We start from the raw sequence: 25,900 nt of genomic DNA, 5'->3' as shown, positions 1-25,900 counted from the left end.
TGGTTTGCTCCAAAGTTAAAGTTATTATACTCTCTTTAGCTTTGGCAGTGTTTATGGGGGGCTAGTCACTGTCACGATAAAAGGGAATAGGTAGTGACCGGTGTCCGAGAATGACGGGATATTTTTGGTGGTGCGAGCATGACGGTGATTTTTTAAATCAAATCACCTCAGTAATAATCGATTGTCCTTTATCAACTTTTCCGTCTCCAACCGTCACTGCTTTCAATAACTGTGCTTTGGCTTGTTCAAAATCTTCTTTGTTTTTTGCGTGAACCAGGCACAGGGGTGTTTGGCTGTCTAAATGGGTGCCGAGGGGGGCGAGTTGGGTGAGGCCTACGCTGTGGTCAATGGGGTCGGTGGATTTTCGGCGGCCGCCGCCGAGTTCGACGACGATCAGGCCGATGTCGCGGCAGGCGGTGGCGGTGAGGGTGCCGGCTTCGGGGACGAACACCGGTTCGATAATTGGGGCGCGTTCGAGGTAGTCTTCGGGGTTATCGAGTAAGTCCGCAGGACCACCGTGAACCGAGGTCATAAAACTGAATTTTTCGGCGGCCTGGCCGTTGTCGAGTACGCTTTGGACTTTATTCAGGGCGCTGTTGAGGTCGGTTTCGATGTTGCCCATGATGAGTAATTCTGCAGCCAGGCGTTTGACCAGTTCGTGTAAGCGGGTATCGACATGATCGCCGGTGAGGTAATCGATGGTTTCGCGGATTTCCACGGCATTGCCGGCGCTGTGGCCGAGCACCTGATTCATATCGGTAATCAATGCGCGGGTTGGAATCGGTGAGACTTTGACGATGTTTTTCGCCAGGGCACGGGCCATGTCTGGGTTATTGGCAAAGGCGCCGTTACCGCATTTCACATCCATAATCAGGGCGTCGAGTCCGGCGGCAAGTTTCTTTGAAAGAATAGACGCGGTGATTAATGGAATGCAATCGACCGTGGCGGTGATATCACGAGTTGCATAGATGCGCTTATCCGCCGGCGCCAATTCAGCGGTTTGGCCGATAATGGAACAGCCGACTTTTCGGGTGATGCGTTTAAATTCAGCGACATCTATGTGGGTATTATAACCGGGTATAGCTTCGAGTTTGTCTAAGGTGCCACCGGTATGGCCCAAACCACGGCCGGAAATCATCGGCACATGGGCGCCACAGGCGGCCAGTATCGGTGCCAGCATGAGAGAGACTTTATCGCCCACACCACCGGTGGAGTGCTTATCTATAACCGGTCCCCGTAAATCACAATCCGACCAGTCCAGGGTATCGCCGGAATGCTGCATGGCAAAGGTGAAATCCCGACACTCATCAAAGGTCATGTCCTGAAAATACACCGCCATGGCAAAAGCGGCAATCTGCGCTTCGCTGACCGATTCATCGGTCACACCACGCACGAATTCATTCAGCTCTTCCGTGGTCAGGGTCAGTCCATCGCGTTTTTTCTTAATGATTTCCTGGGGTAACATGTATTTATCCGGGCTGGTTAAACAGGTATTTTAGCGGATTGACAATATTTGTGCGAGGACGGCATTGTGCCGCTATGAATGTCATCGGTCAGATGTTGTCTATGACGTGATGTTGGGTGGTTTTTTGAGGCGGCGGTATAGAAATCGATTTGGGTGTAGCCGTTCCGTCAGTTCATATTCCAGAGGTAAAGGCCGGTTCATTATCATGGCGATGAGGTGCTCGGCGAGCAGCGGTGCTGAGGTATAGCCGCGTGAGCCTAAGCCGGTGAGCACGTACAGATTTTGTCGGGTTTTGGCGGCCGGATAATGCTGCCAGTGCCGTCCGTGGTGCAAGTCGGCGTAATCCTGTGTGAATTGGGCTTCATCAACCAGCGGGCCGCACAGCGGTAGATGATCCAGCGTATGGCAGCGAATACCCGACCGGGTGGTCAGGTGTTGTGTCCGGTAAATTGTTGCGCAAAGCTGTTCACTTTTGAGGGTATTTAGATTAAGTTGAAGTTTATCCGGATCAGGCACGCAGTCTCTGAACCAGTCCTTTTTAGGAACATGTTGATGGTCACCGCCCACCAGGATTTGTTGCTGGTCTTGAAGCGGAATCAGGTAACCATGATTGAGTTGAATCTGCTTAAGATGTTCCGGCCAGATGGATAATTGGTACAACTCAGTCTGACCTCGGCGGGCTTGGGTAAAAGGTGTCAGATCCGGTAACAACTGCAGACTCCGGATGCCGGCTGCCACCACTAACAGATCACAATGATGAATGGCGATGTGTTGATTGTTTATTATCGACCAGCTGCCCTGTGCAGTCTGTTCTATGCCGGCCGCTTCAGCCGTTAATCGTGTGTCTATGGCGGCCAACAGTTGTTTAGTCAGTTTGGCGGTGTCAATATATCCTGAACCTGGATAGTAAAAACCCTGATCGCTGTGCTGAATTAAATGATTGGGTAGCTGAAGGCGTTGATCGTCGGCAGGTGATTTGTTGGTTGTTTCATTAACCCCGATGGAACTGAAAACAGAATCAGGATAAAACCGCACAGCCGATTCAAAAGCCCGCCAGTAAAACAGGGCTTCGGGGGAGCTCTTGGCAGTTAAATAAGGCATAAACAGCGCATAGGGGTTGCCCGAAGCGCCGGCCAGCGGCTTGTCTGAGCGGTCAATCAGGGTCACGTGTAAGCCGTTCTGTTTGGCTGAATGCGCCAGGCATAAACCTGCAATACCGCTTCCGATAATGGTGATTTTTTTAGGTGAGGGTGTCGCTGCTGGCGTTGGTGCCCAGCTTTGTTGGGGTTGGTCGGTTTTAAGTGGTGCTTTAAATTGTCCCGTCAGGCGTTCTCTTTTACCCTTAAAACCCGGTGATTTACTCACCTCAAAACCCACCGATTGTAAATTTCGACGAACCTGCGAAGCTGCGGTAAAGGTGGCAAAAGTGCTGCCCGGTTTTGACAACCTGCCCACCTGAGAAAATAAAGCCTCAGACCACATATCCGGATTTTTAGCCGGCGTAAAGCCGTCTAAAAACCAGGCATCTATTTGGGCTGTTAATTGTTTCAGGCAGGCGGTGGCATCGCCCAGTAATAGGGTTAAGGTGATGTCATGATCAATGCGGTGGTTATGAAAGCCCGCCCGGTTGTGCGCAAACACCTCGTTTAATATTTCCAGATCGGCATGCAAATCAGGCCATGGTTTGTAAAAGGCATTTAATTGTGCGGGTGTCAGCAGCCATTGCTCTGTGCTGATGTAATGCAATTGCCGGGGTTTACGGGAACAATTTTGCCATAGTTGTCGGGTGGTTAAAAAGTTTAGACCACTGCCGAACCCGGTTTCTGCGATAACAAAAACAGCCTGATCTGACTGCGCCTGCCACTGCTGTTGTAACTGATTGCCCTGATGAAAAACATAGTGTGATTCTTCGATGGCAGACCGGTGGTGGTATATGTCCTGAAATTGCTTGTTATACAGTTGGGTTTGTTGCCGGCAGATGTCGGCCGATTTCACGGTTCCGTAACTAAGCGGTCTCATTCAGTGGTCGGGCATGCTGTGCGGCACGATAAGGTGGTTCTGATTTTGTTAACTGACATTGGCTACAGATGATGCGTTGTGAATTGTATGGGCGCGTGTTGTGCGCGGCATTCATTATTTTCAAATAAATGGTTTGCCGGTGACAATCACCGCATTTAACAATAATAATTTGATCTTCCTGATTTATACCGTTTGTATTCATCATATCACACTCCCGAAACCCTGATACTTAGCATATCACAACACGTTAAATTTACATTGCTCCGGCGTCAAAACAGGGTGTAAATGAACTGAAATATGGTTTTAAAGCGCTCAACTGGCATCAGAATTGTATTTTGTGACAAAAGCTGTCACCTTTTTTGAACATCGCAAAAGCCGGTGTTCATTTGTGAAATGATTGCGCTACAATAGTGCCATGAACGCATCATCTCAAGATATTCAGATACCGGGATACCGCATTATCCGCCAGATAGGAGAAGGCGGTATGAGTGTGGTTTATCTTGCTTATCAGGAGTCCTTAAAACGCGAAGTGGCGTTAAAAGTTATGCGTCCGGTGATTGCTGATGAAAGCAATGTGGTTAAACGTTTTAAACAGGAAGCGGAAATCATTGCCAAACTCTACCACCCGAACATCGTCAGTATTTATGACGTGGGTGCGGTGGATAATCACATCTTGTTTTATGCCATGCCCTATTTACAGCATGGTGATTTGACCGGTTTTGCTTATCATAACGATGAAGAGCTGATAAAAGTGATGTCGGGTTTGTGTCAGGGCTTTGCCTATGCCCATGCGCAAGGTGTGGTGCACCGGGATATCAAGCCCGAAAACATACTGTTTGATCAGTTTGGCAATGTCAAAATTGCAGATTTCGGGATTGCGCTGAGCAGCGGTAAACGCCGTTTCACCAAGGATCAGCGGATTGTCGGCAGTATTCATTACCTCAGCCCTGAGCAGGCCCGTTCCAAACATGTGGATGCCCGTTCAGATATTTACGGTCTGGGTGCCATTTTGTACGAAGTGTTAACCGGTAAGCCGGTGTTCGATGCGCCTGATGATCTGGGTATTATGATGGCGCATGTGGAAAATCCGGTGCCACGGTTACCCAAAAAAGTGGCGCACTGGCAACCGATTATTGACCGTTGTCTGGCCAAATCCCCCAACCAGCGTTTTCAGTCCATGCCGGAACTGCAAAAAGCCATCGAACAACTCACACCACAATTAAAACAAGGCCCGGTCAGACGCCTAAATGCCTGGCCGTATCTGCTGGTTTCCGTGTTGCTGGTGGCGGTTATGACCGGCGGCTGGTTGTGGTCGAAGCGGGATAAGCTGGTGTCTGAACCGGTTCTGCGCTCATCTGATCAGAACCCTGAATCAAAAAATCAGCCGCCATTTATCCGTGCGCATCAAAGCCCGCCCAAAGATACAGAAACTCAGGCCGACACAGTGGCGCGTGAGCCCTTGTTATCAGAACAAGCAACCCATGATTTGTTGAGCCGCGCCAGAGAGAACATCCAAAATAAACAATTAACCACCCCGGATGACAACAATGCGCTGGATAAATTGCTGCAGGTGTTGGCCGATCAGCCCCGTCATGAGGAAGCGCGGGCTTTATTGTCTGAAATCAATGACGGTTATTTTGAACTGGCTTATCAGGCGGTTTTAAACCGCAATTATGCGCTGGCAGAACAATTTGCCGAGTCTTTGACCACCGTTCGTCACAAAGTGGCTTTGGTGAATGAATCTTTGCTTCAATACCTCGCCGGCCGCAGTGAAATGACCGTGAGTTTATTGCTGGGCAGCCTGTCTGAACAGGTCAACAGTGCCGTCAAAAACAATAACCGGGCTCTGGCGACCCGCCTGGTGGCTTTGACTGATGTGTTTGTTCCCGGCCACCGGCTGGTTGATGAGTTGAATGAACTGGTGGCCAAAATACCCGAAAGTGGTCAAGTGATAAAAGATCAGCGCGGAATCAAGGCTGTTTTGGTGACACCGTCATCCGGCGGAGCTGTGAGCTATGGATTTTATGCGACGGCCACAGAAATCACCCAACATCAATACCGTCAATTTGTCCAGGCCACCCATCGGCCCTTGCAAAAATGCAAAAGTGTATTGAAGTCCAATCTGATTTTTTCGAGCCGGAATCTGGACAATGTGGGATTTCCATACGCAGGTGATATGCCGGCAGTGTGTGTTAGCTGGCAGGATGCCCGTGATTATGCGCAATGGCTCAGTAAGGAAACCGGACACAATTATCGCCTGCCCACCCGGGATGAATGGCAGGTGTTGGCAGCGCAAAGTGGTGGCGTAAAACGATGTGGTCATAACAACCTCGCGGGAACGGATTTTCCCGATAAAAATGACGGGGTGTCTTACTACGATTGCGATGACGGTTTTCCGCATCTGGCGCCGGTGCGCGCTCTGGGCGGATCCGATACGGGTTTGTTCGGTATCCATGGCAATGCTGCAGAATGGCTTGATGGTTGTGAAGCGCCGGGGAAAATAAAATCATTTTTTGCACCTGAAAAACCCTGTGGCAAAAACCCGGTGGCGGGTTTGTCCTGGTTGTCTGATCAGCGGGCTGACGGTGACATCCAAATGATTGATTACGGTGATGCCTACACCCACATAGGCTTTCGGCTTGTGCGAGAATAAACCATGGAAGACTGATCATCAACCCACCGGGGTTTAACGATAAAAGCGGCGGGTGGTGATGGTTTTGTGGTCTTTATGGATTTGTAATTGTATATTCTGATGAGATTTGAGTGAATAACTCAAGCGTTGATAGCGTTCAGGATCCAGATCACGGAACAAAACATTATTACCCAATGACAGCGCCCGGGTTTTGATAGGTTTTGATAGGCCCGTTTGCGATATATCGTTAATCTGAGTCTGTGCATTTTTTTCTGCCACCACCCAGCCACGGTGCTCACCATCGGCAAAATCATGATAAACAATCGGCGGTAATTCACAATAACCGCTGTTGCTGACAAAGAAATAATACAATTTACTGCCACTGGCGATACTTAAATCATCCACCAGCTGCAAACCATCAAGCTGTTCACAGCTTTGTTGATAAAAGCCAATCTGCTGACTGAGTTTTAAGGCGCTGTGCTCAACCACCAGCAAAACCGGTTGTTGCGGACTGTCTTGATAAAACAAACCCATCAATGCCAATTGCTTTTGGCGACCATGCTTGACATTCATGGGGTGCGGCAGGGCTGCCACCGGCCGGGTATTGTCGCGGTAATAACTTAACGCCGCCGCAGTCATAAAATAATCGGCAATCACGGCTTGGCCCGGCTGTTGTAACTGCTCGGTTTTGGCGGCCAATTGTTGCCAGCCGATGGCGTTATTAATCAGTTGTTTATGTGTGTTTGAGTCAACCGGCCATAGGTGCAGCAAACCATAAAAAACCATTAACAAACCAACATGTGCCAGGCCACCTGTGATAACAGCCCATCTTTTTAATTGTAGGCGATGTGAAACATCAGCGGCCGCCACCAACAGAAGCAATAAATATGCCGGTAATGGCCAGTGGATATTGGTGCGCAAATTATCAGAAAAGAACCCCAAAAGGGCGTACAACAGCCAATATAAAACGGCCAGTAATTGGATAAATCGCCTGGCTTGCAAGTTCGGCCGGTTGGGCTGTGGTTTCTTTAAACTCAACAGGCACAGGTAAAAAACCAGCGGTGTGGTGATGATGATTTGGCCAATAAAAAACCATCCATGGTTTAACTGAAACTGCCAGGGGTTACGCTCACCCAATTGGAATTCAAGCAAAGGGAAGCCTTGCTGGATATTAAAAATAACAATGGGCACAAAACCCAATAGGGTCAAAGGTAGGGTGATTTGCCACAAAGGTTTTAGTTTGAACAGTTTTTGTTTATATACCACGGCGGCTGCCAGCAAAGCGATAAACAAAACAAACCAAAACCGGATATGCACATTCACCGCCAGCATCAGGGTTAAACCCAGCAATAAAGCGGGCCGGGCTGACTGGGTTTGAAGTAATCGCAACCACAAAAACACCGCCAGTAAGGTAAAAAACACCAGCCAGATATCGGCAATGGCCAGCACACCGGTTAAACCCAATAAAGGCAAAATCAAAGTGAATAAAGCCCCGTGTCGGGCAGCTTGTGTGGATTGTGACAAGCCAAAGGACAAGGCATAACCCAGCCACGGCAGACACCAGCAGGCCAGCAAAAACGGCAGACGCAGGAAAAACGGATGCTGCGGTAAAACAGCTGTGGTGAGGACGTTAAGCCACGGCACAAAACCCGGAATCTCACTGTAAGACCAATCGGGAAAGCGACTTTCCAGCCAGTAAAAGGCCTCGTCCCCGAATAGTTCAGTCTGCGTTGCCAGCAACAACTGTAGGGTCACTAAAGTGGCAACAAGACCCCAGAATAATCGGCGACCGGCAATGCCATCTAACATTGGGGTACTTTTAAGCGCTTACCGGCATTAATCAGATAGCGTGGAGGCTTAATGTTATTCAGGCGTGCGATTTCGGTTTTAGAGGTGCAACTGAAACGGCGGCTGATGGTGCTTAATGAATCACCCTTGCGAATACGGTAATAGGTAAAAGCCGGCCGCTCGGGAAAATCCGCATCATGGATTTTTTTGGCCAGGGTCATCAGTGCATTGTCCTGACATTGGCTGTCATAGATTGGTTTTAACAATTCCGGCACCACAATCGGCGAACCCTGCTTGATCACGCGTTTGGCTTTTACCGTGGGATTGAGGTTGCGCAATGTGCGGTACCAGCCCATTTCATGGTTATATTGACCAAAACACACCGCAAGTTCACTTAAGGACACATCGCTTTGGGCCTCTATCACGGCGGTGCGGCCATCGATGGGTGTCAGGGTCACATTAAAATCGTCCGGATTGTTAAAAATCAGCATCGCCGATAAAACACTGGCAATATAACTGCGGGTTTCACGCGGCAGGTCTGCATAAAATTCAGTCTGCCACAGCGACTGATTATTATGCCGAGCGTTGAGGCGCTTAAAGCGGTTTTCACCGGCGTTATAGGCAGCCAGAATTTTGGCGAAATCATCGCCGTATAACTGGCGTTGTTCCTGAATATAGTCTGCCGCGCCCTGAGCCGCGGATTTGGGGTGGTAACGGGCGTCGTAATCACCCAATGTGCCGACCACCCCGAATCTTTCGGCTGTGGCCGGCATAAACTGAAACAAACCACTGGCACCGGCGGAAGACATGGAATGCACCCGACCGCCGCTTTCCTGGGCAATAATGGCCAGCATAAAATGCTCGGGAATATTTTTTTCGGTAAATGGCGGCAAGATATAACGTTTTAAAAACTGATAATTATTCCAGGTTTCAATCAAAATAGGCCTTTTCCAGGTCAACCATTCATTCAAAGCTGCCTGAATACGCTGGTTAGCCAGTAACGGCTGGTTTAAGGTGGCCGCGTCAGAAATCCGGGTGAGGTTTACTTCGGTTTCTGCCTGATCGGCAATCATTTCCTCGGTTTGGGTGGTTTCTTCGAACTGCTTAAAGTAGGCATTCAGGGCTTCTTCACAAGTGGGGCTCTTCTGACATTGCTCAATCGCTGTAATCAAAGTGGTCACTGATTGTTCAGCGGCGACCGGTTGAACCTGTTTTTTAATGGGTGGCTGCTGGCAGCCGTTAAACACGAATAAAGTCACAAAGAAGAAAATAAGACGCATAAATCTGTTTGCAGTTAAGTGAGTATTGTGTATTATCAGTATTTTGTCGTCCGCATCAACCATTCTATGGTCAATATTTTGAATTCAATCCGGTCATTTTTCTCTTCTGACAGTGCCCCTGCGAGGTTGGATGATGAAGATAAAGACCAGTTGAACCAGGCCATTATCTGCTTACTCACCGAAATGGTGAAAGCCGATTATGTGGAACTGTACATCGAAAAACTGGTGCTCAATGAACACCTGACCAAGCGCCTGAACCTCAGTCGTGCTAAGGCCAACAAGTATCTGGCGCATGCCAACATCAGTGCCCAGGTGTCGGTGTCTCTAAAACCGCAAACCCAAATAATTAACCGTTTTCTGAATCGCCGGGATAAACACGCGTTGATGGTACAACTGTGGCAAATAGCCTCAGCGGATGGTGAAATACACCTGTTGGAAACCCAGACTTTTTATCAGGCCGGCGAACAACTGGGCTTTAACAAAAGCCAACTGGACAGAATTTGTCACCCTGAGAATGTCATAAATTAATGTGATGAATTAAAAGAGGATATTATGGATCTTACACATTTTCTTAAAACCATGCGCGAACGCAACGGTTCAGATTTATACCTGACCACCGGCGCGCCGATTAACGTCAAAATTGAAGGCGTCCTGGAAGCCATGAGCAGCACCGGACTGCCGCCGGGGATTGTCGAAAAAATTGCCTATTCCCTGATGAATGAACGTCAGCAAAAACAATTTGAAGACACCTTAGAATGCAACCTCGCGGTCTCCATTAAAGGTGTCGGCCGTTACCGTGTTAACGTCTTCAGACAACGCGGTGAAGTGAGCATGGTGATCAGAACCATTAAAAGTGAAATTCCACCCTTAGAAGACCTGCACATGCCGACGCATTTGTATGATTTAATTATGGAAAAGCGCGGTTTGATTCTGGTTGTCGGCGCCACCGGTTCCGGCAAATCCACCACCATGGCCTCCATGATTGATTACCGCAACACCCACACCACCGGTCATATCCTCACCGTAGAAGATCCGATTGAATATGTCCACCGCCACAAAAAATCCATCATTAACCAACGTGAAATCGGCATCGACACCCTGGGTTACGAACCGGCCTTAAGAAATGCGCTGCGTGAAGCCCCGGATTTGATCCTTATCGGCGAAATCAACAGCGCCGAAACCATGGAAGCCGCCATTTCATTCGCCGAAACCGGTCATTTGTGCATGGCCACCTTACACTCCAATAACTCCGACCAGGCCATGGAACGTATCCTCAATTTCTTCCCCAGCGAAATGCACAATAATGTATTAATGAACCTGGCCTTAAACCTCAAAGCCGTGATTTCACAGCGACTGGTGATTGACATCAACAAAAAACGCCGCCCCGCCTGCGAAGTCCTTTACAATACACCGCAAATCCGCGAAATCATCCGCCGCGGCGAAATCAACGAACTCAAAATCGCCATGGACAAATCCCTCGAAGAAGGCATGCAAACCTTCGACCAAGCCCTCTACGACATGTACAAAGAAGGCATCATCACCTTAGAGGAAGCCCTCGGCAACGCCGACAGCCGCCAGGGCCTCGAAGTCCGCATCAACCTCTCCAGCGAAGACGACTCAGGCTCGGATGATTATTTTTGATGATGTTCTGATTTAAACTTCTAAATTGAGATTATTTTGAAGCTAACAACTCGACTATGGAATCTACTCACAATGAATGATAATAAAGATTTAATTGGCTTATTTAAATTTCAAAAGCTGGCAAACCCTGATAACCGACAAAGTAATATTCGCACCATCTCGGAGTTATGTCACAATGCTTATTTAGGTAATAATACCACCATATGTAGAATACTCGGTCGATTTAACCTCTTTGTCGATACCCGTGACCGGGGCATTGGCATGCACCTACTGATGCGTGGCTTGTGGGAAATGTATATTACAGAATACATTGCGCAATTTGTAAAAAAGGACATGGTGGTATTGGATGTAGGTGCAAACTATGGTTATTATTCATTGCTTATGGCTCAATTGGTTGGGCCTGACCAAGGTCGGGTTATTTCTTTTGAAGCCAATCCTTTTATATGTGGTTTATTTGATGATAGTGTCAGTATAAACGGCTTTAAAAGTCGTGTTTCTGTTAATAATGTGGCATTAAGTGATGAGCAATCAGAAGATGCAGCCTTTTTTGTTCCACCCAATGCACCTATGAATGGGCATTTAATTTCGAGCAGAGAAAAAAGATATAAAAATTCTATTCCTGAGGGCAGTATTTATATTAAAACCACAACCTTAGATGCTTTTATTAAGCCCAATACCCGCATTGATTTTGCTAAAGTCGATATAGAGGGTGCTGAATATCAGTTTTGGTTAGGATCGAAAAGGGTTAGACAGGATAATCCACATATGGTGTTCTTATTAGAATTTAATGCGGCACGTTATGAAAACCCGGGTGATTTCCTCGATTTAATTATTTCAGAAGGATATATTTTGCAGCGATTAAACAAAGATGCCAAAATAAATAATATAACGAAATATGAAGCACTTGAGCAAGCCAAACACCAGGATATTATGTTGCTATTGTTCCCTCAATCAAGCTAAGTTTTATTGTATTGTAATGTGACTTCAGAGATATCTTTATTTAAAGTTATGTGCATTTCTTCAGGGGTTTTATGAATGATTTCTCCATTTGAGACTGATACATCCGAAGAGTCCGAAATTAAGATAATTCCACCATCCGCACTTGAGGTGATATCACTGACAATAATTGAGTCTGATTTATAGATGATTTTACAAGAGGTGATATTTTTTAACCGGTTAATAAAGGTTGATTTCTGTGTTGTCGGCGTCAAGATAATTTCAGGATTGTTTTGAAAATCATGGCGCATTGAATGAATGTGTATCTCATCGTCAAATAATTCAGCACAAGCGTTTCTTATTTGCCATTGAACATCTGGCGTGACTACTAATAAGGTATGTGAAGTATTGTTATCTTGAACATTAATAATTCCGGTGGGTGACATCAAAGATTTTGACTTTGTAATCGTTTGTTTTTCAGTTATAGGAAATGTTGAATTATTAATTTCAAATAATTTAGGCTTGACTTTGTCAGGGTCAATAATTTGATTCAAATTAATATATTGTACAAATATATTATCTGGTGGATTAGTGACTTCTATTGTAATAAAAAGATAGAGGTGGTTATCTGCAGGTTCTTGCGTCATTTTATCCGGAATTTTAAAGGTTGTTTGTAACCGATTGTCTATCAATTGAAAAGATTTAAATTTATCTTGCTTAAAACATACATTGTGTTCGATATCCAATACTTTAAATGAGTATTTAATACGTGTGTCGTCATTTAAATTGGAAAACTTTGCGACTAATTCATAAGTACAATTTTGACTGCATCGATAGTAACCGCTTCTACTTAAATATGTGTCATACAGATAATTTTCTTCTGGAAAATGAATTTGAAATTTCTTTTGAGCAAGTGTGTTAATCATTAAGCCGTCTTTTGTGTCTATAGATTTAAGCGCTCCAGGTTTGATCACAAATCCAACCACTTTGTTTATGTCAGATCCGGCAAAGAAAAATTCAGTTTCATAAGTCAAATCATTATTTTCATTAATTACGGTATTGGGATTAGGTGTAATGATTGCATAAGGTGTCGTATGGCCTAAATAATGATTATGGAAATGGTGTTTGGTATCATTTAATAATTTGCCATGGCCCCAATAATAATTAGTTTTGCCATCTGGCTGATAAGAGGTGATTGATGGAAGATGGTTTGAAAGATGTGTCAAGCCTAAATCTTCCAAGAAACAATTTTCTGTGGCGCTGAAACATTTAACATTCAAGCCGATGTGATTGATTTCAAAGTAAATACCACCTAAATGTCCCTGTCCAAAATCACCCCAGTGTTTAGGGGGATTAAATCCACCGATGCGTCCATTTGAAACATAGAGTCTTTCATGTTTTTTTACAATTTCATATTGATGATTATGGCCATGAAACCAACCGATAACATTATTGTATTCATTGATAATTTTATAAACTTCATCACTGTTAACAATCTCTCGGTATCCGGTTTCATCATTGGTAAAAGTGGTTTCTTTTAGACAATTGTGAGAAAAAATCAAAGTGGTTTTTTCTCGGTTAATTAATAAATCCTGTTTTAACCAATTAAGACTTTCTCGACTGATAAGTATGGTGCTAAGCAGTTGTGGCAAAGAAATAAAATGAATGCCTTTATAGTCAAAACTATAATAAGGTCTTAGATTCATACTACCCAATTCACTGGCTGTTATTTCGGCATCCTTCAATCCCACACCCAGCTCGTGATTACCCGGAATGTAATGAACTAAACTTGTGGGAAATTCACCAGCCATCTTCGATAACCAAAAATCACGTGCAATTTTTCGTCCCGGTTCCTTGATGTGTGCATGATAAACATCACCCGTATCAAAAACCAAATCCAAATGCGGAAAGAATTCTTTTATTCTTTTTATCATTTCAGCTTGTGTTTCTAAAGAAGGTTGCATTTCATGTTCCCAACCGATATGAGCATCTGAAAAAATAAAGCCGGATATAGAATTGGCATCTTTAGAATGACTAATGTTTTGATCAGTACACGCTGATAGAATTAAGGGTGCAGAGCCGGCAGCAACTGTGGCTTTTAAAAACGCTCTTCTTTTCATATTCATGGTTCAATTCATGGAACAAATGTAAATATTACGTTAATTGCTGTATTTTTAACAAGCTATTTTAAGAAGGGCTTACTGATCGTGTTTGTTTTCTGTAAAAAAGCTATTAATTTATTCATTAATTGGGTATGCTGATTTTTTTGTTTAATTGTTAACTTCTATGCTCGCACCCAATGGATTATTTGTTATTAATCGATTAAAAAATGAAACTTTTCGGAATGAAAATTTATCCGTTATCCGGTCTTTAGCTTTATCACAATATCAAGGTAATCAGCAGGCAGTTTGTAGAGTGCTTGGTAAGTACTTAATGTTTGTCAGTACATTGGATGAGCGGTTGGGAGTTCAGCTGCAAATGAATGGTTTTTGGGAAATGAATATCACCGAATTTATTGCCAGAAACGTATCTGACGGAATGACAGTGGTAGATGTTGGTGCAAATTATGGCTATTTTTCAATGCTCATGGCTGAACTAACTGGCAGCGCTGGCCGCGTTCATGCTTTGGAAGCCAATCCATTTTTAAGCCGTCTTATTTTAAAAAGTAGTCGGGTAAATGGTTTTGATCGCAAAATAAATATCATCAACCAGGCCATTTCAGATCATTCGGGTGAAGAGTTAGAATTTGTTTACAGTGATGAAAGCCCTATGAATGGTTTGTTGGCTGAAAATGTGTCAGAACAAGCCAGGGAAAATCATTATCCAAATACCCATAAGGTTATGATTAGTTCTATTGACGATTTATTTAAAAATGAAAAATCAATAGACTTTATGAAAGTTGATATAGAAGGTTCAGAAGATAAGTTTTGGTATGGCAGTCAAATTATCAGAAAACAAAATCCCAAAATGATTATATTGATGGAATTTAACCGTGCGCGTTATCATAATGTTGAGCAGTTTATCAGCCAAATTTATGATGAAGGATACGGTGTTACTCAATTAAGTTTTCGCAAATCCCAATATAAACAATTAAGCCAAAAGGATATGCTTCAATCTGACACCAGCCACCACATAATGTTAGCAATTACAAAAGGTAAAATTTACTGATTAAAATCACATTGACAACCCCCAACTTTGCCGTCATTTAAAGTACAATGTTGCGCTTTAAAATCCGGCAATACTCAACAATTAACACATGCAGCCATTGCTGTACTTTGTTTTAATATAACACCATCACCACATGGTCATTCAATCTTTTGTTATCATTTTATGAATTTTTTTCAGGACATTAAAAAAGGGTATGAACGCAAAAGACTCTGGAAAAGGCTGGCGGTCTTAGAACTTAAGTCCCGTTATCAGGGCGCTGTCATCGGATCCTTTTGGATTGTGCTAACCTTGATACTTAAAGTTTTCATGTTGTCTCTTGTTTATACCATGGTTTTGGACAAGGATTTTAAAAATTATGTCATGTTTCTGGCCATAGGCATCTTAACCTGGAACTTTATATCGGCTGTTATTGTGTCCAGTGGCATGGTGTTTAAAAAAGCCACCAACTTTATGCTGGAAATGCGTTTGCCCCAATCAACTTTTGTTTTTCAGAACTTATACAGAGAAGTGATTTCTCTGATAATGTACCAACTCTTTGCCATTCCGCTCGTCATATTTTTAAAGGGTTGGTCTTTTGTGAGCGTCGTTTGGTTATGGGCATTGTTGGGCTATGTTTTGATTGTTCTGAATGCCTTTTTTGTTAATTTCTGGCTGGGCTGGTTGGCCACCAGATTCAGAGATATTCAGCCGATGCTTATCAGTGTCATTATGGTCATTTTTTTGGTGACTCCTATTCTTTGGCCACCACCACCGGAATATGCCAACAGTCTATATTTTCAACTAAATCCCATTTACCATTTATTAGAACTTATTCGTGCACCCATTTTACATAATCAAGTGCCCGTAATGTCCCTACAGGTGGGCGTTGGTTTATTGGCTTTTAATTTTTTAATATGTGTTATTTTTTACCCAAAAGTAGAAAACAAACTGGTTTACTGGCTCTAAGATGACACGTATAAGACTTAAAAATGTTAATTTTTCTTATCGTTATTTTCCCTCTATCAGTGGTGGGTTGCTGAGAAGTAACGCCGGCCTGAGAAGTCATCTAGTCTTTGAGAATTTCAATTTAGACATTCATGATGGTGATCGGGTGGCTTTATTAGGTGTGAACGGAGCCGGCAAATCAACTTTATTAAAAATTATGGCGGGGGTCTATACGCCAGAGCGCGGTGAAGTTATATCGAAAGGCAAAATTTATTCATTTTTTGGCCGCAGTATTGGTGTTATGCCACAACTATCCGGATTAGAAAACTTAGAAATTCGTGGCTTGTTATTAAATTTACCTGATGAAATTATCCAAAATAAAATTAAACAGATTATTGACTTCAGTGAGTTAGGTGAGGCAATTTACAGACCGGTTTCGACCTACTCTGTGGGTATGAGAACGCGACTAACTTTTGGTATGTTGATGTTTGTTGAAGCTGACATCATGCTCATTGATGAAGGTTTAGGGGCTGGGGATAAGTTTTTTCTTAAAAAAGCACAAAAATTCATCGAAAGTTTGCTTGATAGTTCAAAAATACTGGTTTTTGCTAACCATTCAATGGAGTTATTGAAAAAGTTTTGCAACAAAGCTGTTTTAATAGATGCGGGAGAAATTATTCAATTTGGCGAACTGGATAAAGTGATTCATCTTTATAATCACTTGAGACATCTGGAACTTAAAACTAATAATGCCAAGTGATTGTTGATTATTTATATCCTGTGGAGATAGTCATTTTACACCACCCAATGTCACATGAATTATGAATAAATTAATCAGCAAAATACGGTCATTTTTTCAGAAAACAAAATTTTCAGATCATCATGCCACACATATAAAAGCCAATCGCTCCGCCATTCAGAAGACTTATTTTTTTACTCATGTTCCAAAAACAGGCGGCACCACTTTAATTGCCACATTGGATCGCTTTTTTCCACAGGAAAGGATATTTCCTCATCAACTTTGGTGGGAAGTAGGGGATATCGAACAGGTCCGAAAAGATAACTTTGAATTTTTCAGAGGTCACTTTGGTGGTGGCGCTGCGAATTTATTAACTGATAAAGAAGTTGAATTCTTTACTGTATTGAGAAATCCGATAAAGTTGGCGTATTCGACTTATCAGCATGTTTTAAGAGATAAACACACTCAAGTTCATAATCTTGTCGTCAAAGAAAAAATGAATTTCGAGTCATTTTTGTCCCATCCAAAAACATCTCATTTAGCTTCCAACCGTATTGTTCACAACTTTTGTTATGGTGAAAACAATCAAATTGATAAACAAAACACCATAATTAACGACAAGAGTTTTAAGTTCATTCGTAAACAATTGAACCCTCTTCACAATGGATTAACCGAAGACGCTTGCTTTCAAAAAGCTTTGAATTTTTTAGAAGCGTCGAAATGGTTTGGAATTTTAGAATATTTTAATGAATCTTTAGATTTGTTGTGTTACACCATGGTGTGGCCGCCTGTAGGACAAACTGTCAAATTAAACCAGAATAAAAATCCACAAAACATAACGGATGAAGCCATAAAGAAAGCCACTGAAATTAATGTTTATGATTTTCAGTTGTATGAATATGCCTTAAAAGTTTTTAAAGAAAAATACCATTCCATGTTGAAATCATTGGGTGCGAATAATGACCACCACAATATTTCTGAACTGATTGACCAATACTATCAGAATAACTACTTAACAGCCCATCAAATTGATTTACATAATGAGATTGAATACACTGTGGCTGATGTTATATTGGGTAGTCAATGGCACCGAAGAGAATGGTCAGCCGATCATCATTGTTACTTTTGTTGGTCAGGACCGGAAAGCAAATCATTTTTAGATTTTTGGTTAAAGCCCAATCACTATGTAATCCGAATAACCCTTATTAACACCGTCAGTAAAAATTTTATGGATTCTTTAAAAATAAAAATCAATGATCAATTTATTCATTGGCATCACCATAAAATAGCTGATTGTGATGAAATCACGATAAATTGCGATGAAAGTTTGGTCAAAACCAACGGCTTGGTGCGAATTCAATTTGAAGGTCCGACCCATAAATTGACCACCGGACTTTTGCGGTCAGAAGATGACAGGTTGGTAGGTTTTGCGCTTAGTCGGGTCACCATAAAACCAGTGAATGATTAAAGCCGACGCCCCCTATTATTTTGCGCATATACCTAAAACAGGCGGCACCAGTTTTATCGCGTTTTTGGATCGTTATTTTGATTCAGATGACATATGCCCACATCAGTTATGGTGGAATGTTGGTAATTTAGAAGCTGTCAAAAATAGGAATTATCAATTATTCAGAGGCCATTTTGGTGGTGCTGCTCAGATACTATCAAAACAGACATTAAATTACTTAACCATATTGCGCGATCCGGTTTCAATGGCGGCTTCTACATATCAGCACTCAAAAAGAGATCAAAACACAAAAATACATCAATTTATTCATAACAGCGGTTTAAGTTTTGAACAATTTATAAACCACAAAAGAACCCAACATTTGGTACAAAACAGAATTTCAAGGTCATTAACCTTTGGGCTAGATAATCACTTTAACTTTGAAGATTTGGTTTTATCAAGAGATTCCTTCAAAAAGTTTAAGAAAACAATCAATAAAAACAGACTGTACAAAACAGCTGAACAAAGATTAGAACGCTTAAAAAAATTTTTAATGGATTGTCGATGGTTTGGCATCCTTGAGCATTATGATCAATCCATTGATTTGCTCTGTTTTATCATGGGATGGCCGCCGGTCACACAATCCCAAAAACTAAATGTGCACCCAGAACCTCAAATAATTTCACCGGACATAAAACAAACACTCATGTCCTTAAATCAATGTGATAGTGTTTTATATGAATTTGCTGAAAAGCAATTTAAAAAAAACCACAGGCAGATGCTGGCAGATTTGTCTCTTGAACAGGATGCTGATTCGAAACGAATTAAACAAGCCATTAATGAGCGATATCAGTCAAATCGCACCCTTAAAAAAACAACCAGTTCCCAATCGAAATTTTATTACACACCCAAAGAGCCAATCATTGGCGATCAATGGCATCGTAGAGAATGGAACCCCGGCTTAAAAAAATATTTTTGCTGGTCCGGTCCCGGAAAAGATAGTTTTATTGATATATGGACACAACCTCAAAACTACACGTTAAAAATAAAAATCATTAACACCATCAGCCAAAGCCATATCAAAAAGTTAAAAGTTTTTATTAATGATAAACAACCCAAATGGACTATCGAGACGAACGGATCCGTTCATTATCTTATCGTTCAATGTGACAAGGAGATGATTTCTGCTGAAGGAATGCTTCGTATCCACTTTATGAATCAGGATATCAAATCACATAAAGAAGTTTTCGGTGGAAACGACCACCGATTGGTTGGTCTGGCTTTAGAAAGCATTCGGCTTGAAGTTGCGGAGTGATTTTGAATTCGCAGGTGTGCTCAACTGCGTTCTTGTGACAAAACCGTATGGCTGTTTTAACATCTGCTGACCGGCATAGTGAATCAAGCCGCCACTCAGCAGCAATCCATATAGAATACAAATTCAAACAAAACATCCAATTACAACCATCTACAACAACCATCCGGAAATATATGTTGCGGATGATTGTTGCGGCGGCCAGGGGTGATTTTTTATGAGTGGTTAGTTTCCAGGGTGAGGTTTTATTTTGTGGGTATGGTGGCAGGTTTGTTGGTGGATTGTTGTGTTTTTTGTTATGTTTACGGTTTTTATTTCTGTTGTCTAAAGTGCCGTGTAGGGTGTTTAAACTGTTAAATTGTGGGATTTATGGCTTGTGGGGTCGGTATTTGGGTGAAAATCAGCTTATGAGTGACAATTTACGTCAATTTTCAGGTATTTAGTCGGTTGATAATGCGAAAAGGGCGAAAAGTGTGAACCAGTCGACGCTGAAACGCCTTGAATGTTAAAAAAATCATATTGGACTTGCGAAAAAAAACAAAAGTGAATAATCTACACACCATGGACGATTTTTTAATTAATCACATTTGAGGTAAATAACATGAAAAAGAATCAAGGTTTTACATTAATCGAACTGATGATCGTCATCGCGATTATCGCCATCTTAATGGCTTACGCCATCCCAGCATACCGTGACTATACTGTACGTGCGAAAGTTGGTGAAGGTATTCAATTGGCTTCAGCCGCTAAACAAGCAGTGTCTGAGACTTTCCAAAGTGAAGGTGCATTGCCAACTAATAATGCTGGTGCAGGTTTAGCAGCAAGTACATCTATTGTGGGAACTAATGTCGCAAAAATTGCTGTTAATGGAAGTGGTGCAATTGTAATTACTTATAACAATGAGCCTGCGATTAATAACGCAACTGTTACTCTAACACCAGACGTAACTACTAATGTTGGTAGTATTGTTTGGGTATGCTCATCTGGTATCAGTGACAAATATCTGCCATCACAATGCAGATAATTTAAATTAACCATCTGTTTAAAAGCGCGAGTTATATCGCGCTTTTTTTATGCTTTTAACAATCTATGATGACAAAAATAAAAGTATTAATTGTTATAGTTGCATTGGTGATTACGACTTGGTTTATTTATAAACCGGGTTTTACCGGTGGCTTTATGTTTGACGATGAGAGTAATTTAAATAGTTTAAGTATAATTGCTGATGATTTATCACTGACTCGTTTACAGACCTATTTCGGCGAATCGAAGTCAGGACCTCTTAAACGTCCCATTTCTGTGTTTTCGTTTTTAATTGATGCGCAGAATTGGCCGGCTGGTGCGTATTCATTTAAACGAACCAATGTTATTCTCCATGTTTTTAATGGTTTTTTGCTTTTTACTGTTTTGTGGGTTTTATTTAGGCAAAAAGGATTTAAAGAGAATAAAGTTTTATTTATTGCCGGATTTGCCACCGGTTTCTGGCTTTTCCATCCGTTTTTAGTGTCGACAACTTTATATGTGGTGCAAAGAATGGCGATGTTGCCGCTGACCTTTATGTTGGTGGGAATATGGTTCTATTTATTGGGACGAAAAAAATATCAGATACATGAAGGAACGAAAGGCCATGTTTTGCTATTTTCTGCTGTGTACGTTATGACATTACTGGCAATGCTAAGTAAAGAAAATGGTATTGTATTTTTGTGGCTAATTTTTCTATTTGAAGTATTTATTATTCAGTGGTATCTGGATTATAAATCATTAAATCGCCATTTAAGTTTCTGGTTACTTAAACTTCCTGCTATTGCCGCCATTGTTCTTTTTTTAATGCAAGTTCCTGCTTTTATTGCGGATTACGATGTCAGACAATTTAATATGGGCCAGCGATTAATAACAGAAACCCGGGCTGTTGGAAAATACCTGTTTCATTGGTTTATACCTGATTACTTTACGGAAGGTGTCTTTACTGATGGATTTAAATTTTCAAAAAATATATTTAATCCATTAACCACAGTATTCAGCACTGTTTTTGTAATAGCTTTACTCTCATTAGCCTGGATAAAACGTAAACAATGGGTTTGGTTTAGCTTTGTGGTTTTTTTCTTTTTTGTTGCGCAAATTTTAGAATCAACTATAGTGCCATTAGAGCTGTATTTTGAGCATCGCGTTTATGTGGGTGCTATTTTTATAGGTGTGCCCATTTCATTAGGACTTTATCAGGCCGGTCAGCAGTCAAAGATTTTTTTGATTATACCTGTTCTGATATGTTTTATATTAGCCGGTATGACGTATATGCGATCAGATATATGGGGTAATAATTTACAATTACATGAATTAACCATGGAAAAATTCCCGGAATCATTACGGGCAAGAATGGGAACAGCCGGAATTTATGATTCAAAAGGATTAGTGAATGAAGCTTCGCAACTGGTCAAAGATGGTTTTAAATATCATGACAAGTTAGAATTAACATTTAATACTTTGGGAATAAACTGTGTGCAAGGAACACTTACATTGCAACAAATGGATAATGCTTATAATAAAATAAAAAAAATAAATCTTGTTAAAAATGATTACTGGTCTTTCCTTAATCTCATTAAATTAATGTTTGATCATAATTGCTTAAGTGATAATACTTACGATGCTATTTTTGAATTAGCGGATGCTTTTGAGCAAAATCCAAACCCTAAGATATATCAAAAACAAGCTACGGCTAAATTTATCAAAGGACAAGTTTATTTTAAACAGGGTAAATATGAATCATCTAAAGATATGTATATTGAATCTTTTGAAATATCACAGAATGATTACGAAGCGATGAACACGGCGATAATTCAGTTTATTAATAAAGATCAATACGATTATGCGCTTGAAATTTTAGACTTTGCTGAAAGTTTATATTTTAAAGATTTCAAATATAAAATAGATTGGCTAAAGTTAGGAGATAATTTTAAGGGGTTAAAAGATTTGATAAAACATAAAAAAAATGAAACAAAAGACTAGCATAATTATACCGGCCAAGAATGAAGGTGAAAGCTTGATAAATTTATTACCAGCTTTAAAAAAAGTAATTCCTGATGCCGAAATTATCGTCGTTAATGATGGTTCAACAGACGATACCCAGGAGATTTGTGAACAAGCTGATATTAAAGTAGTTAATCATCCTTATAGCCGAGGCAATGGTGCGGCGATAAAATCCGGCGCACGCGTTGCATGTGGTGATACCATTATCTTTATGGATGCCGATGGCCAACATCGACCTGAAGATATTCGGGGCTTACTCGAAAGATTCAATGAAGGCTTCGATATGGTTGTCGGTGCGCGTGGTGGTGAGTCGCAGGCTTCAAAAGCACGTTTGTTCGGTAACGGCCTTTATAACCGCGTTGCGAGTTATATGACCGGCCAGAAAATTGTTGATCTAACTTCGGGTTTTAGGGTGGTCAATGCCGATAAATTTAAGCAATTCTTATACTTGCTACCTAATGGATTTTCTTATCCAACGACCATAACGATGGCTTTCTTTCGTGCCGGGTATGGTGTGGCGTATGAGCCGATTATTGCACCGGAACGAATTGGTAAAAGTCATATAAATTTGTTTAAAGATGGTATGCGATTTTTCCTGATTATCTTTAAGATTGGGACTTTATACTCACCAATGAAATTGTTCTTTCCGGCGAGTTTAATGTTTTTCTTGTTAGGTCTTATTTATTATATCTATACTTTTTTCATAGATGGTCGGTTTACCAATATGGGAGTATTATTGTTCACGACTTCTGTGATGATCTTTTTGCTGGGTTTAATTTCTGAGCAGATTACGGCATTGTTTTACCAGACCAAGCCGAGAGATGGCGATATGGACGGCTGAACTTGTCAGCCATAAAGTAAATCGCCATTTCAGAGAAAATTGATATTAATCGAATTAAGGCAATAATAACTATAGCTTCGTGTTCAGCCATCTTCGGTGAACACAACAAAATAAAAGCCAATTCACGAACACCGGTACCACCCGGTGCACCGGGTATGATATAACCGGCCAGCCATGATAAAGCAAAACAGGCCGTCATAAATAAATAGGGCTGTGATTCAAAACCCAATGCGCCAATCAATATATAAGTGATTAAACCCATTCCCACAAAATAGAAGAGATAACTCGTCAACGCCGTTAGAACGCCGGTATTAATTAATAGCCGAACCATAAAAACCGCTCCGACAAATTCCATCAGAACAATAGCCCAAAAAGGCACGGGCAGCCAATCGGTGAGCCAAGTGATTTGATCAGGCCAGTAAAATAATAAATTAGCCAAGATAAAAGCAGCCATAACCAGAAGGAGAGATTCATAAAAAGCAGCCATGCCAAGTTGTTTGTGGGTGAAGCTATTATTTTTTGTTTGCTGGTGGCGGTACATAAAGTGGAAAATATTACCGGGCAGGTATTTCATAATTTGGCTTTTGAAATAGATTTTTGAACATCGCTGCGGCTCTCTGAATTTGAGTAAAACCAGCCAGGCAAATACTAATGTCATTATAAGTACAATATAAATGGCATGAGCTACAATAAAGGTGCCTGAAAAAAGAATTTTATGTTTAATTTCGAGGGCTTTTAGCGCTGTGATATTTTGCTGAATTACCTGAAATATAAAGTAACACGCTAAGATAAAAATTATTAGCCTAAAAATACCAAGTAACCATTTTTGCCAGGGTTTATGGTTCATTGAAGTTTAGGCTTGGCTAAAACCATGGTCCAAGGTAAAGGTTTATTTACAGACACGACTTCTAATTCCTGATTAACAAACTTAATAAATCCGCGGGTACTCCAATGATTACGATGATCGGGTGTATTCCCCCAATCTTTCATGTATTTACCACGCATAAAGTTAAGTATCCGCCAAAGCGGTTCTCTGGGTACACTGAACAAATAATAATCAGCGTTCAATTCAGCCATTTTTTGTAAAGCGAGTCGTGGATTCTCAAGATGCTCAAGTACTTCGCAACACACGACCAAATTGGCTTGTTCTTCTGCATCGATGTTATAGATGCTTTTTATATACAGTTGGGTGTTTTGTCTTAATTTATTGCTGTTGGCAATTTTGACATCGGGCTCGTCAATATCTAAACCTTTGACCTCGGCTTTTGGAAATAATTTTTCTAAGTGCCTATTTACATGACCCTGGCCACAACCGCATTCCGTAATACTACTTATGTCAGATGTGATTTGTTGGGTTAAATTGGTGATACTGTTCATAAAGCCATCTAGCATTTTTTGGGCAATGGGGTTGGTGGAATCGTATTTTTCGTGGTGTGGTTGTTGATTATTTTCAGTCATATTTAACGGCAAAAATTGTCAGTTAACCTTATTTTAAAGGGTTATGACCATCATTTGGTGCTGATTTGATAAGAAAGAGCTGAATTTCTTAGCTATTTATTTACAGAATAACTCTAACATCTGACAATAAAGTATATTTCATCCTATATCTGTTAGCAGGCAAAGTTATGTACACCAATAAAAACCAGGGGTTTACATTGATTGAATTGATGATTGTTATCGCCATTATTTCAATTCTGATGGCTTATGCCATACCTGCGTATCGAGATTATACCGTGCGGACCAAAGCCGGTGAAGGCATTAGCATGACCAGCGCCCTTAAATCAACCGTTTCAGAAATATGGATAAATACAAGCACATTAACAGGCGTAGATAGTGGTACCAACGGCATTGGTGCTGCAACAAATTATGTGGGTACAAATGTGAGTCAGATTGAAGTCGACGAAGGTGTGATTGAAGTGACTTTTAAAGATGATCCAACTTTAAACGGACAAACTCTGACAATGATACCTTTGCTACCGGGTTCAGCCGGCAACACAGGAAGTAGTTTAATTTGGCAGTGTTCATCTTCTTTGAGTAATAAATATTTGCCTGCGCAGTGCCGAACACCTTGAATTAAAAGTTATTTAATCAGTGCAATTTGTTATAGTCTATAAAACTTAATCTTTATTTTTGTATATTCATCAAGTTTAAGTAAAGCCTGATCCAAGTTACTATGCTTTCAAGGATTAGAATAGCTTGGTTTAAATTATGTTTTATCTTATTTATGACTAATAGATTAAAATATTATTTTCTATTTCATGGATTAATAAGCTGTCTATATTATTTGATAATGATTGGTCAGTTTTCTATACCATATGAATCATTTTTCTTTCATATTTGGGTCGTTAGTGTACTCCATCTTTTGATATCTTTGCCATCGATATTTTTGGGTTCTAAATATATGGTGGTTCTAGTTACAAATTTAGCCCTAACATTTTATTGGTTTAGCTTAATAATTTTATATTTTTTAAATTGGATCTCTTACTCTAACTGGGGTGGGAGCATAATGGTTGATTTTATTATTCATTTACCAAAACAGATCTGGTCTTTGTCAAAAGTACATGAGTTTTCATTGGTGTATGTGATTTTGATTCTTATACTATTTCTCATTTTGATACCCGTGGTGCATTTAGGCAATTTTGATTTTTAGGTTGTTAATATTTCTGTTTTCGAGGTAGTTAATC

21 protein-coding genes are annotated in these 25,900 nt (G+C 41.2%); 13 read left to right on the top strand and 8 right to left on the bottom strand.

All coding sequences use genetic code 11. The features are described 5' to 3' along the window. Positions 1–157: 157 nt before the first annotated feature. From deoA to IEV16_RS12710, 3 genes are all read right to left on the bottom strand, one after another. Entirely contained in the window at positions 158–1,465 is a 1,308-nt protein-coding gene (gene deoA, locus IEV16_RS12720; protein WP_188366104.1) for a thymidine phosphorylase, read from the bottom strand. Positions 1,466–1,564: 99 nt separating this feature from the next. After that, positions 1,565–3,484 carry an FAD-dependent 5-carboxymethylaminomethyl-2-thiouridine(34) oxidoreductase MnmC1 gene (gene mnmC1 / locus IEV16_RS12715; RefSeq protein WP_188366103.1) on the bottom strand — a complete coding sequence of 640 codons (1,920 nt, stop codon included), beginning with the start codon at positions 3,482–3,484 and terminating at the stop codon, positions 1,565–1,567. Next, on the bottom strand, positions 3,471–3,689 hold the full coding sequence (locus IEV16_RS12710) for a hypothetical protein (RefSeq protein ID WP_188366102.1): 219 nt from the start codon (positions 3,687–3,689) through the stop codon (positions 3,471–3,473). Before IEV16_RS12710 ends, mnmC1 begins: the two co-directional genes overlap by 14 nt. Positions 3,690–3,899: 210 nt before the next feature. On the opposite strand from IEV16_RS12710, the gene IEV16_RS12705 reads away from it, so the two are divergent. Further along, positions 3,900–6,137, top strand: a complete 2,238-nt coding sequence (locus IEV16_RS12705) for a bifunctional serine/threonine-protein kinase/formylglycine-generating enzyme family protein (RefSeq protein WP_188366101.1) — start codon at positions 3,900–3,902, stop codon at positions 6,135–6,137. A gap of 33 nt (positions 6,138–6,170) precedes the next feature. Here IEV16_RS12705 and IEV16_RS12700 read toward each other — a convergent pair whose 3' ends face one another. Continuing rightward, a complete protein-coding gene (locus IEV16_RS12700) occupies positions 6,171–7,925 on the bottom strand; it encodes an ArnT family glycosyltransferase (RefSeq protein ID WP_188366100.1) in 1,755 nt (584 codons plus the stop codon). Beyond that, positions 7,919–9,184, bottom strand: a complete 1,266-nt coding sequence (locus tag IEV16_RS12695) for a transglycosylase SLT domain-containing protein (protein WP_188366099.1) — start codon at positions 9,182–9,184, stop codon at positions 7,919–7,921. The genes IEV16_RS12700 and IEV16_RS12695 overlap by 7 nt, the downstream gene beginning before the upstream one ends. 18 nt (positions 9,185–9,202) lie before the next feature. Here IEV16_RS12695 and IEV16_RS12690 point away from each other — a divergent pair, with 18 nt between their 5' ends. The 3 genes from IEV16_RS12690 (at position 9,203) to IEV16_RS12680 (ending at position 11,785) form a co-directional block, all read left to right on the top strand. Beyond that, positions 9,203–9,712, top strand: a complete 510-nt coding sequence (locus IEV16_RS12690) for a tellurite resistance TerB family protein (protein ID WP_188366098.1) — start codon at positions 9,203–9,205, stop codon at positions 9,710–9,712. Positions 9,713–9,736: 24 nt separating this feature from the next. Beyond that, positions 9,737–10,825 carry a PilT/PilU family type 4a pilus ATPase gene (locus IEV16_RS12685; protein WP_188366097.1) on the top strand — a complete coding sequence of 363 codons (1,089 nt, stop codon included), beginning with the start codon at positions 9,737–9,739 and terminating at the stop codon, positions 10,823–10,825. Between the two features lie 72 nt (positions 10,826–10,897). After that, on the top strand, positions 10,898–11,785 hold the full coding sequence (locus tag IEV16_RS12680) for an FkbM family methyltransferase (protein ID WP_188366096.1): 888 nt from the start codon (positions 10,898–10,900) through the stop codon (positions 11,783–11,785). Here the strand turns inward: IEV16_RS12680 and IEV16_RS12675 are convergent. Continuing rightward, complete coding sequence (locus IEV16_RS12675) at positions 11,782–13,881, bottom strand: metallophosphoesterase family protein (protein WP_188366095.1); 2,100 nt, start codon at positions 13,879–13,881, stop codon at positions 11,782–11,784. The genes IEV16_RS12680 and IEV16_RS12675 overlap by 4 nt on opposite strands. Positions 13,882–14,047: 166 nt before the next feature. Here IEV16_RS12675 and IEV16_RS12670 point away from each other — a divergent pair, with 166 nt between their 5' ends. From IEV16_RS12670 to IEV16_RS12635, 8 genes are all read left to right on the top strand, one after another. Beyond that, complete coding sequence (locus IEV16_RS12670) at positions 14,048–14,929, top strand: FkbM family methyltransferase (protein ID WP_188366094.1); 882 nt, start codon at positions 14,048–14,050, stop codon at positions 14,927–14,929. Positions 14,930–15,091: 162 nt separating this feature from the next. Further along, the gene (locus tag IEV16_RS12665; protein ID WP_188366093.1) at positions 15,092–15,874 is read left to right on the top strand and encodes an ABC transporter permease; all 783 of its coding nucleotides are present in this window, start codon (positions 15,092–15,094) and stop codon (positions 15,872–15,874) included. 1 nt (position 15,875) lies between these two features. Continuing rightward, entirely contained in the window at positions 15,876–16,613 is a 738-nt protein-coding gene (locus IEV16_RS12660; protein ID WP_188366092.1) for an ABC transporter ATP-binding protein, read from the top strand. Between the two features lie 61 nt (positions 16,614–16,674). Continuing rightward, a complete protein-coding gene (locus IEV16_RS12655; protein WP_188366091.1) occupies positions 16,675–18,060 on the top strand; it encodes a sulfotransferase family 2 domain-containing protein in 1,386 nt (461 codons plus the stop codon). A gap of 64 nt (positions 18,061–18,124) precedes the next feature. Next, the gene (locus IEV16_RS12650; RefSeq protein ID WP_229728353.1) at positions 18,125–19,354 is read left to right on the top strand and encodes a hypothetical protein; all 1,230 of its coding nucleotides are present in this window, start codon (positions 18,125–18,127) and stop codon (positions 19,352–19,354) included. Between the two features lie 598 nt (positions 19,355–19,952). Next, a complete protein-coding gene (locus tag IEV16_RS13450; RefSeq protein WP_188366089.1) occupies positions 19,953–20,375 on the top strand; it encodes a pilin in 423 nt (140 codons plus the stop codon). Positions 20,376–20,440: 65 nt separating this feature from the next. Next, on the top strand, positions 20,441–22,354 hold the full coding sequence (locus IEV16_RS12640; RefSeq protein ID WP_188366088.1) for a tetratricopeptide repeat protein: 1,914 nt from the start codon (positions 20,441–20,443) through the stop codon (positions 22,352–22,354). Further along, positions 22,338–23,216 (top strand): glycosyltransferase family 2 protein, encoded by an 879-nt coding sequence (locus IEV16_RS12635; RefSeq protein WP_188366087.1) that lies wholly within the window; start codon positions 22,338–22,340, stop codon positions 23,214–23,216. The genes IEV16_RS12640 and IEV16_RS12635 overlap by 17 nt, the downstream gene beginning before the upstream one ends. Here IEV16_RS12635 and IEV16_RS12630 read toward each other — a convergent pair. Beyond that, the gene (locus IEV16_RS12630) at positions 23,164–24,063 is read right to left on the bottom strand and encodes a diguanylate cyclase family protein (RefSeq protein ID WP_188366086.1); all 900 of its coding nucleotides are present in this window, start codon (positions 24,061–24,063) and stop codon (positions 23,164–23,166) included. The two genes, IEV16_RS12635 and IEV16_RS12630, sit on opposite strands and share 53 nt — an antisense overlap. Then, the gene (locus IEV16_RS12625; protein ID WP_188366085.1) at positions 24,060–24,674 is read right to left on the bottom strand and encodes a class I SAM-dependent methyltransferase; all 615 of its coding nucleotides are present in this window, start codon (positions 24,672–24,674) and stop codon (positions 24,060–24,062) included. Before IEV16_RS12625 ends, IEV16_RS12630 begins: the two co-directional genes overlap by 4 nt. Before the next feature lie 167 nt (positions 24,675–24,841). Here IEV16_RS12625 and IEV16_RS12620 point away from each other — a divergent pair, with 167 nt between their 5' ends. After that, on the top strand, positions 24,842–25,288 hold the full coding sequence (locus IEV16_RS12620; RefSeq protein WP_188366084.1) for a pilin: 447 nt from the start codon (positions 24,842–24,844) through the stop codon (positions 25,286–25,288). The last annotated feature ends 612 nt before the right edge of the window (positions 25,289–25,900 follow it).

The sequence above is a fragment of the Marinicella pacifica genome, from assembly GCF_014636635.1.
Taxonomy (GTDB): Bacteria; Pseudomonadota; Gammaproteobacteria; order Xanthomonadales; family Marinicellaceae; genus Marinicella; species Marinicella pacifica.
The sequence above is the reverse complement of the archived record's forward strand: the minus strand, read 5'-3'. Positions and strand labels throughout refer to the sequence as shown.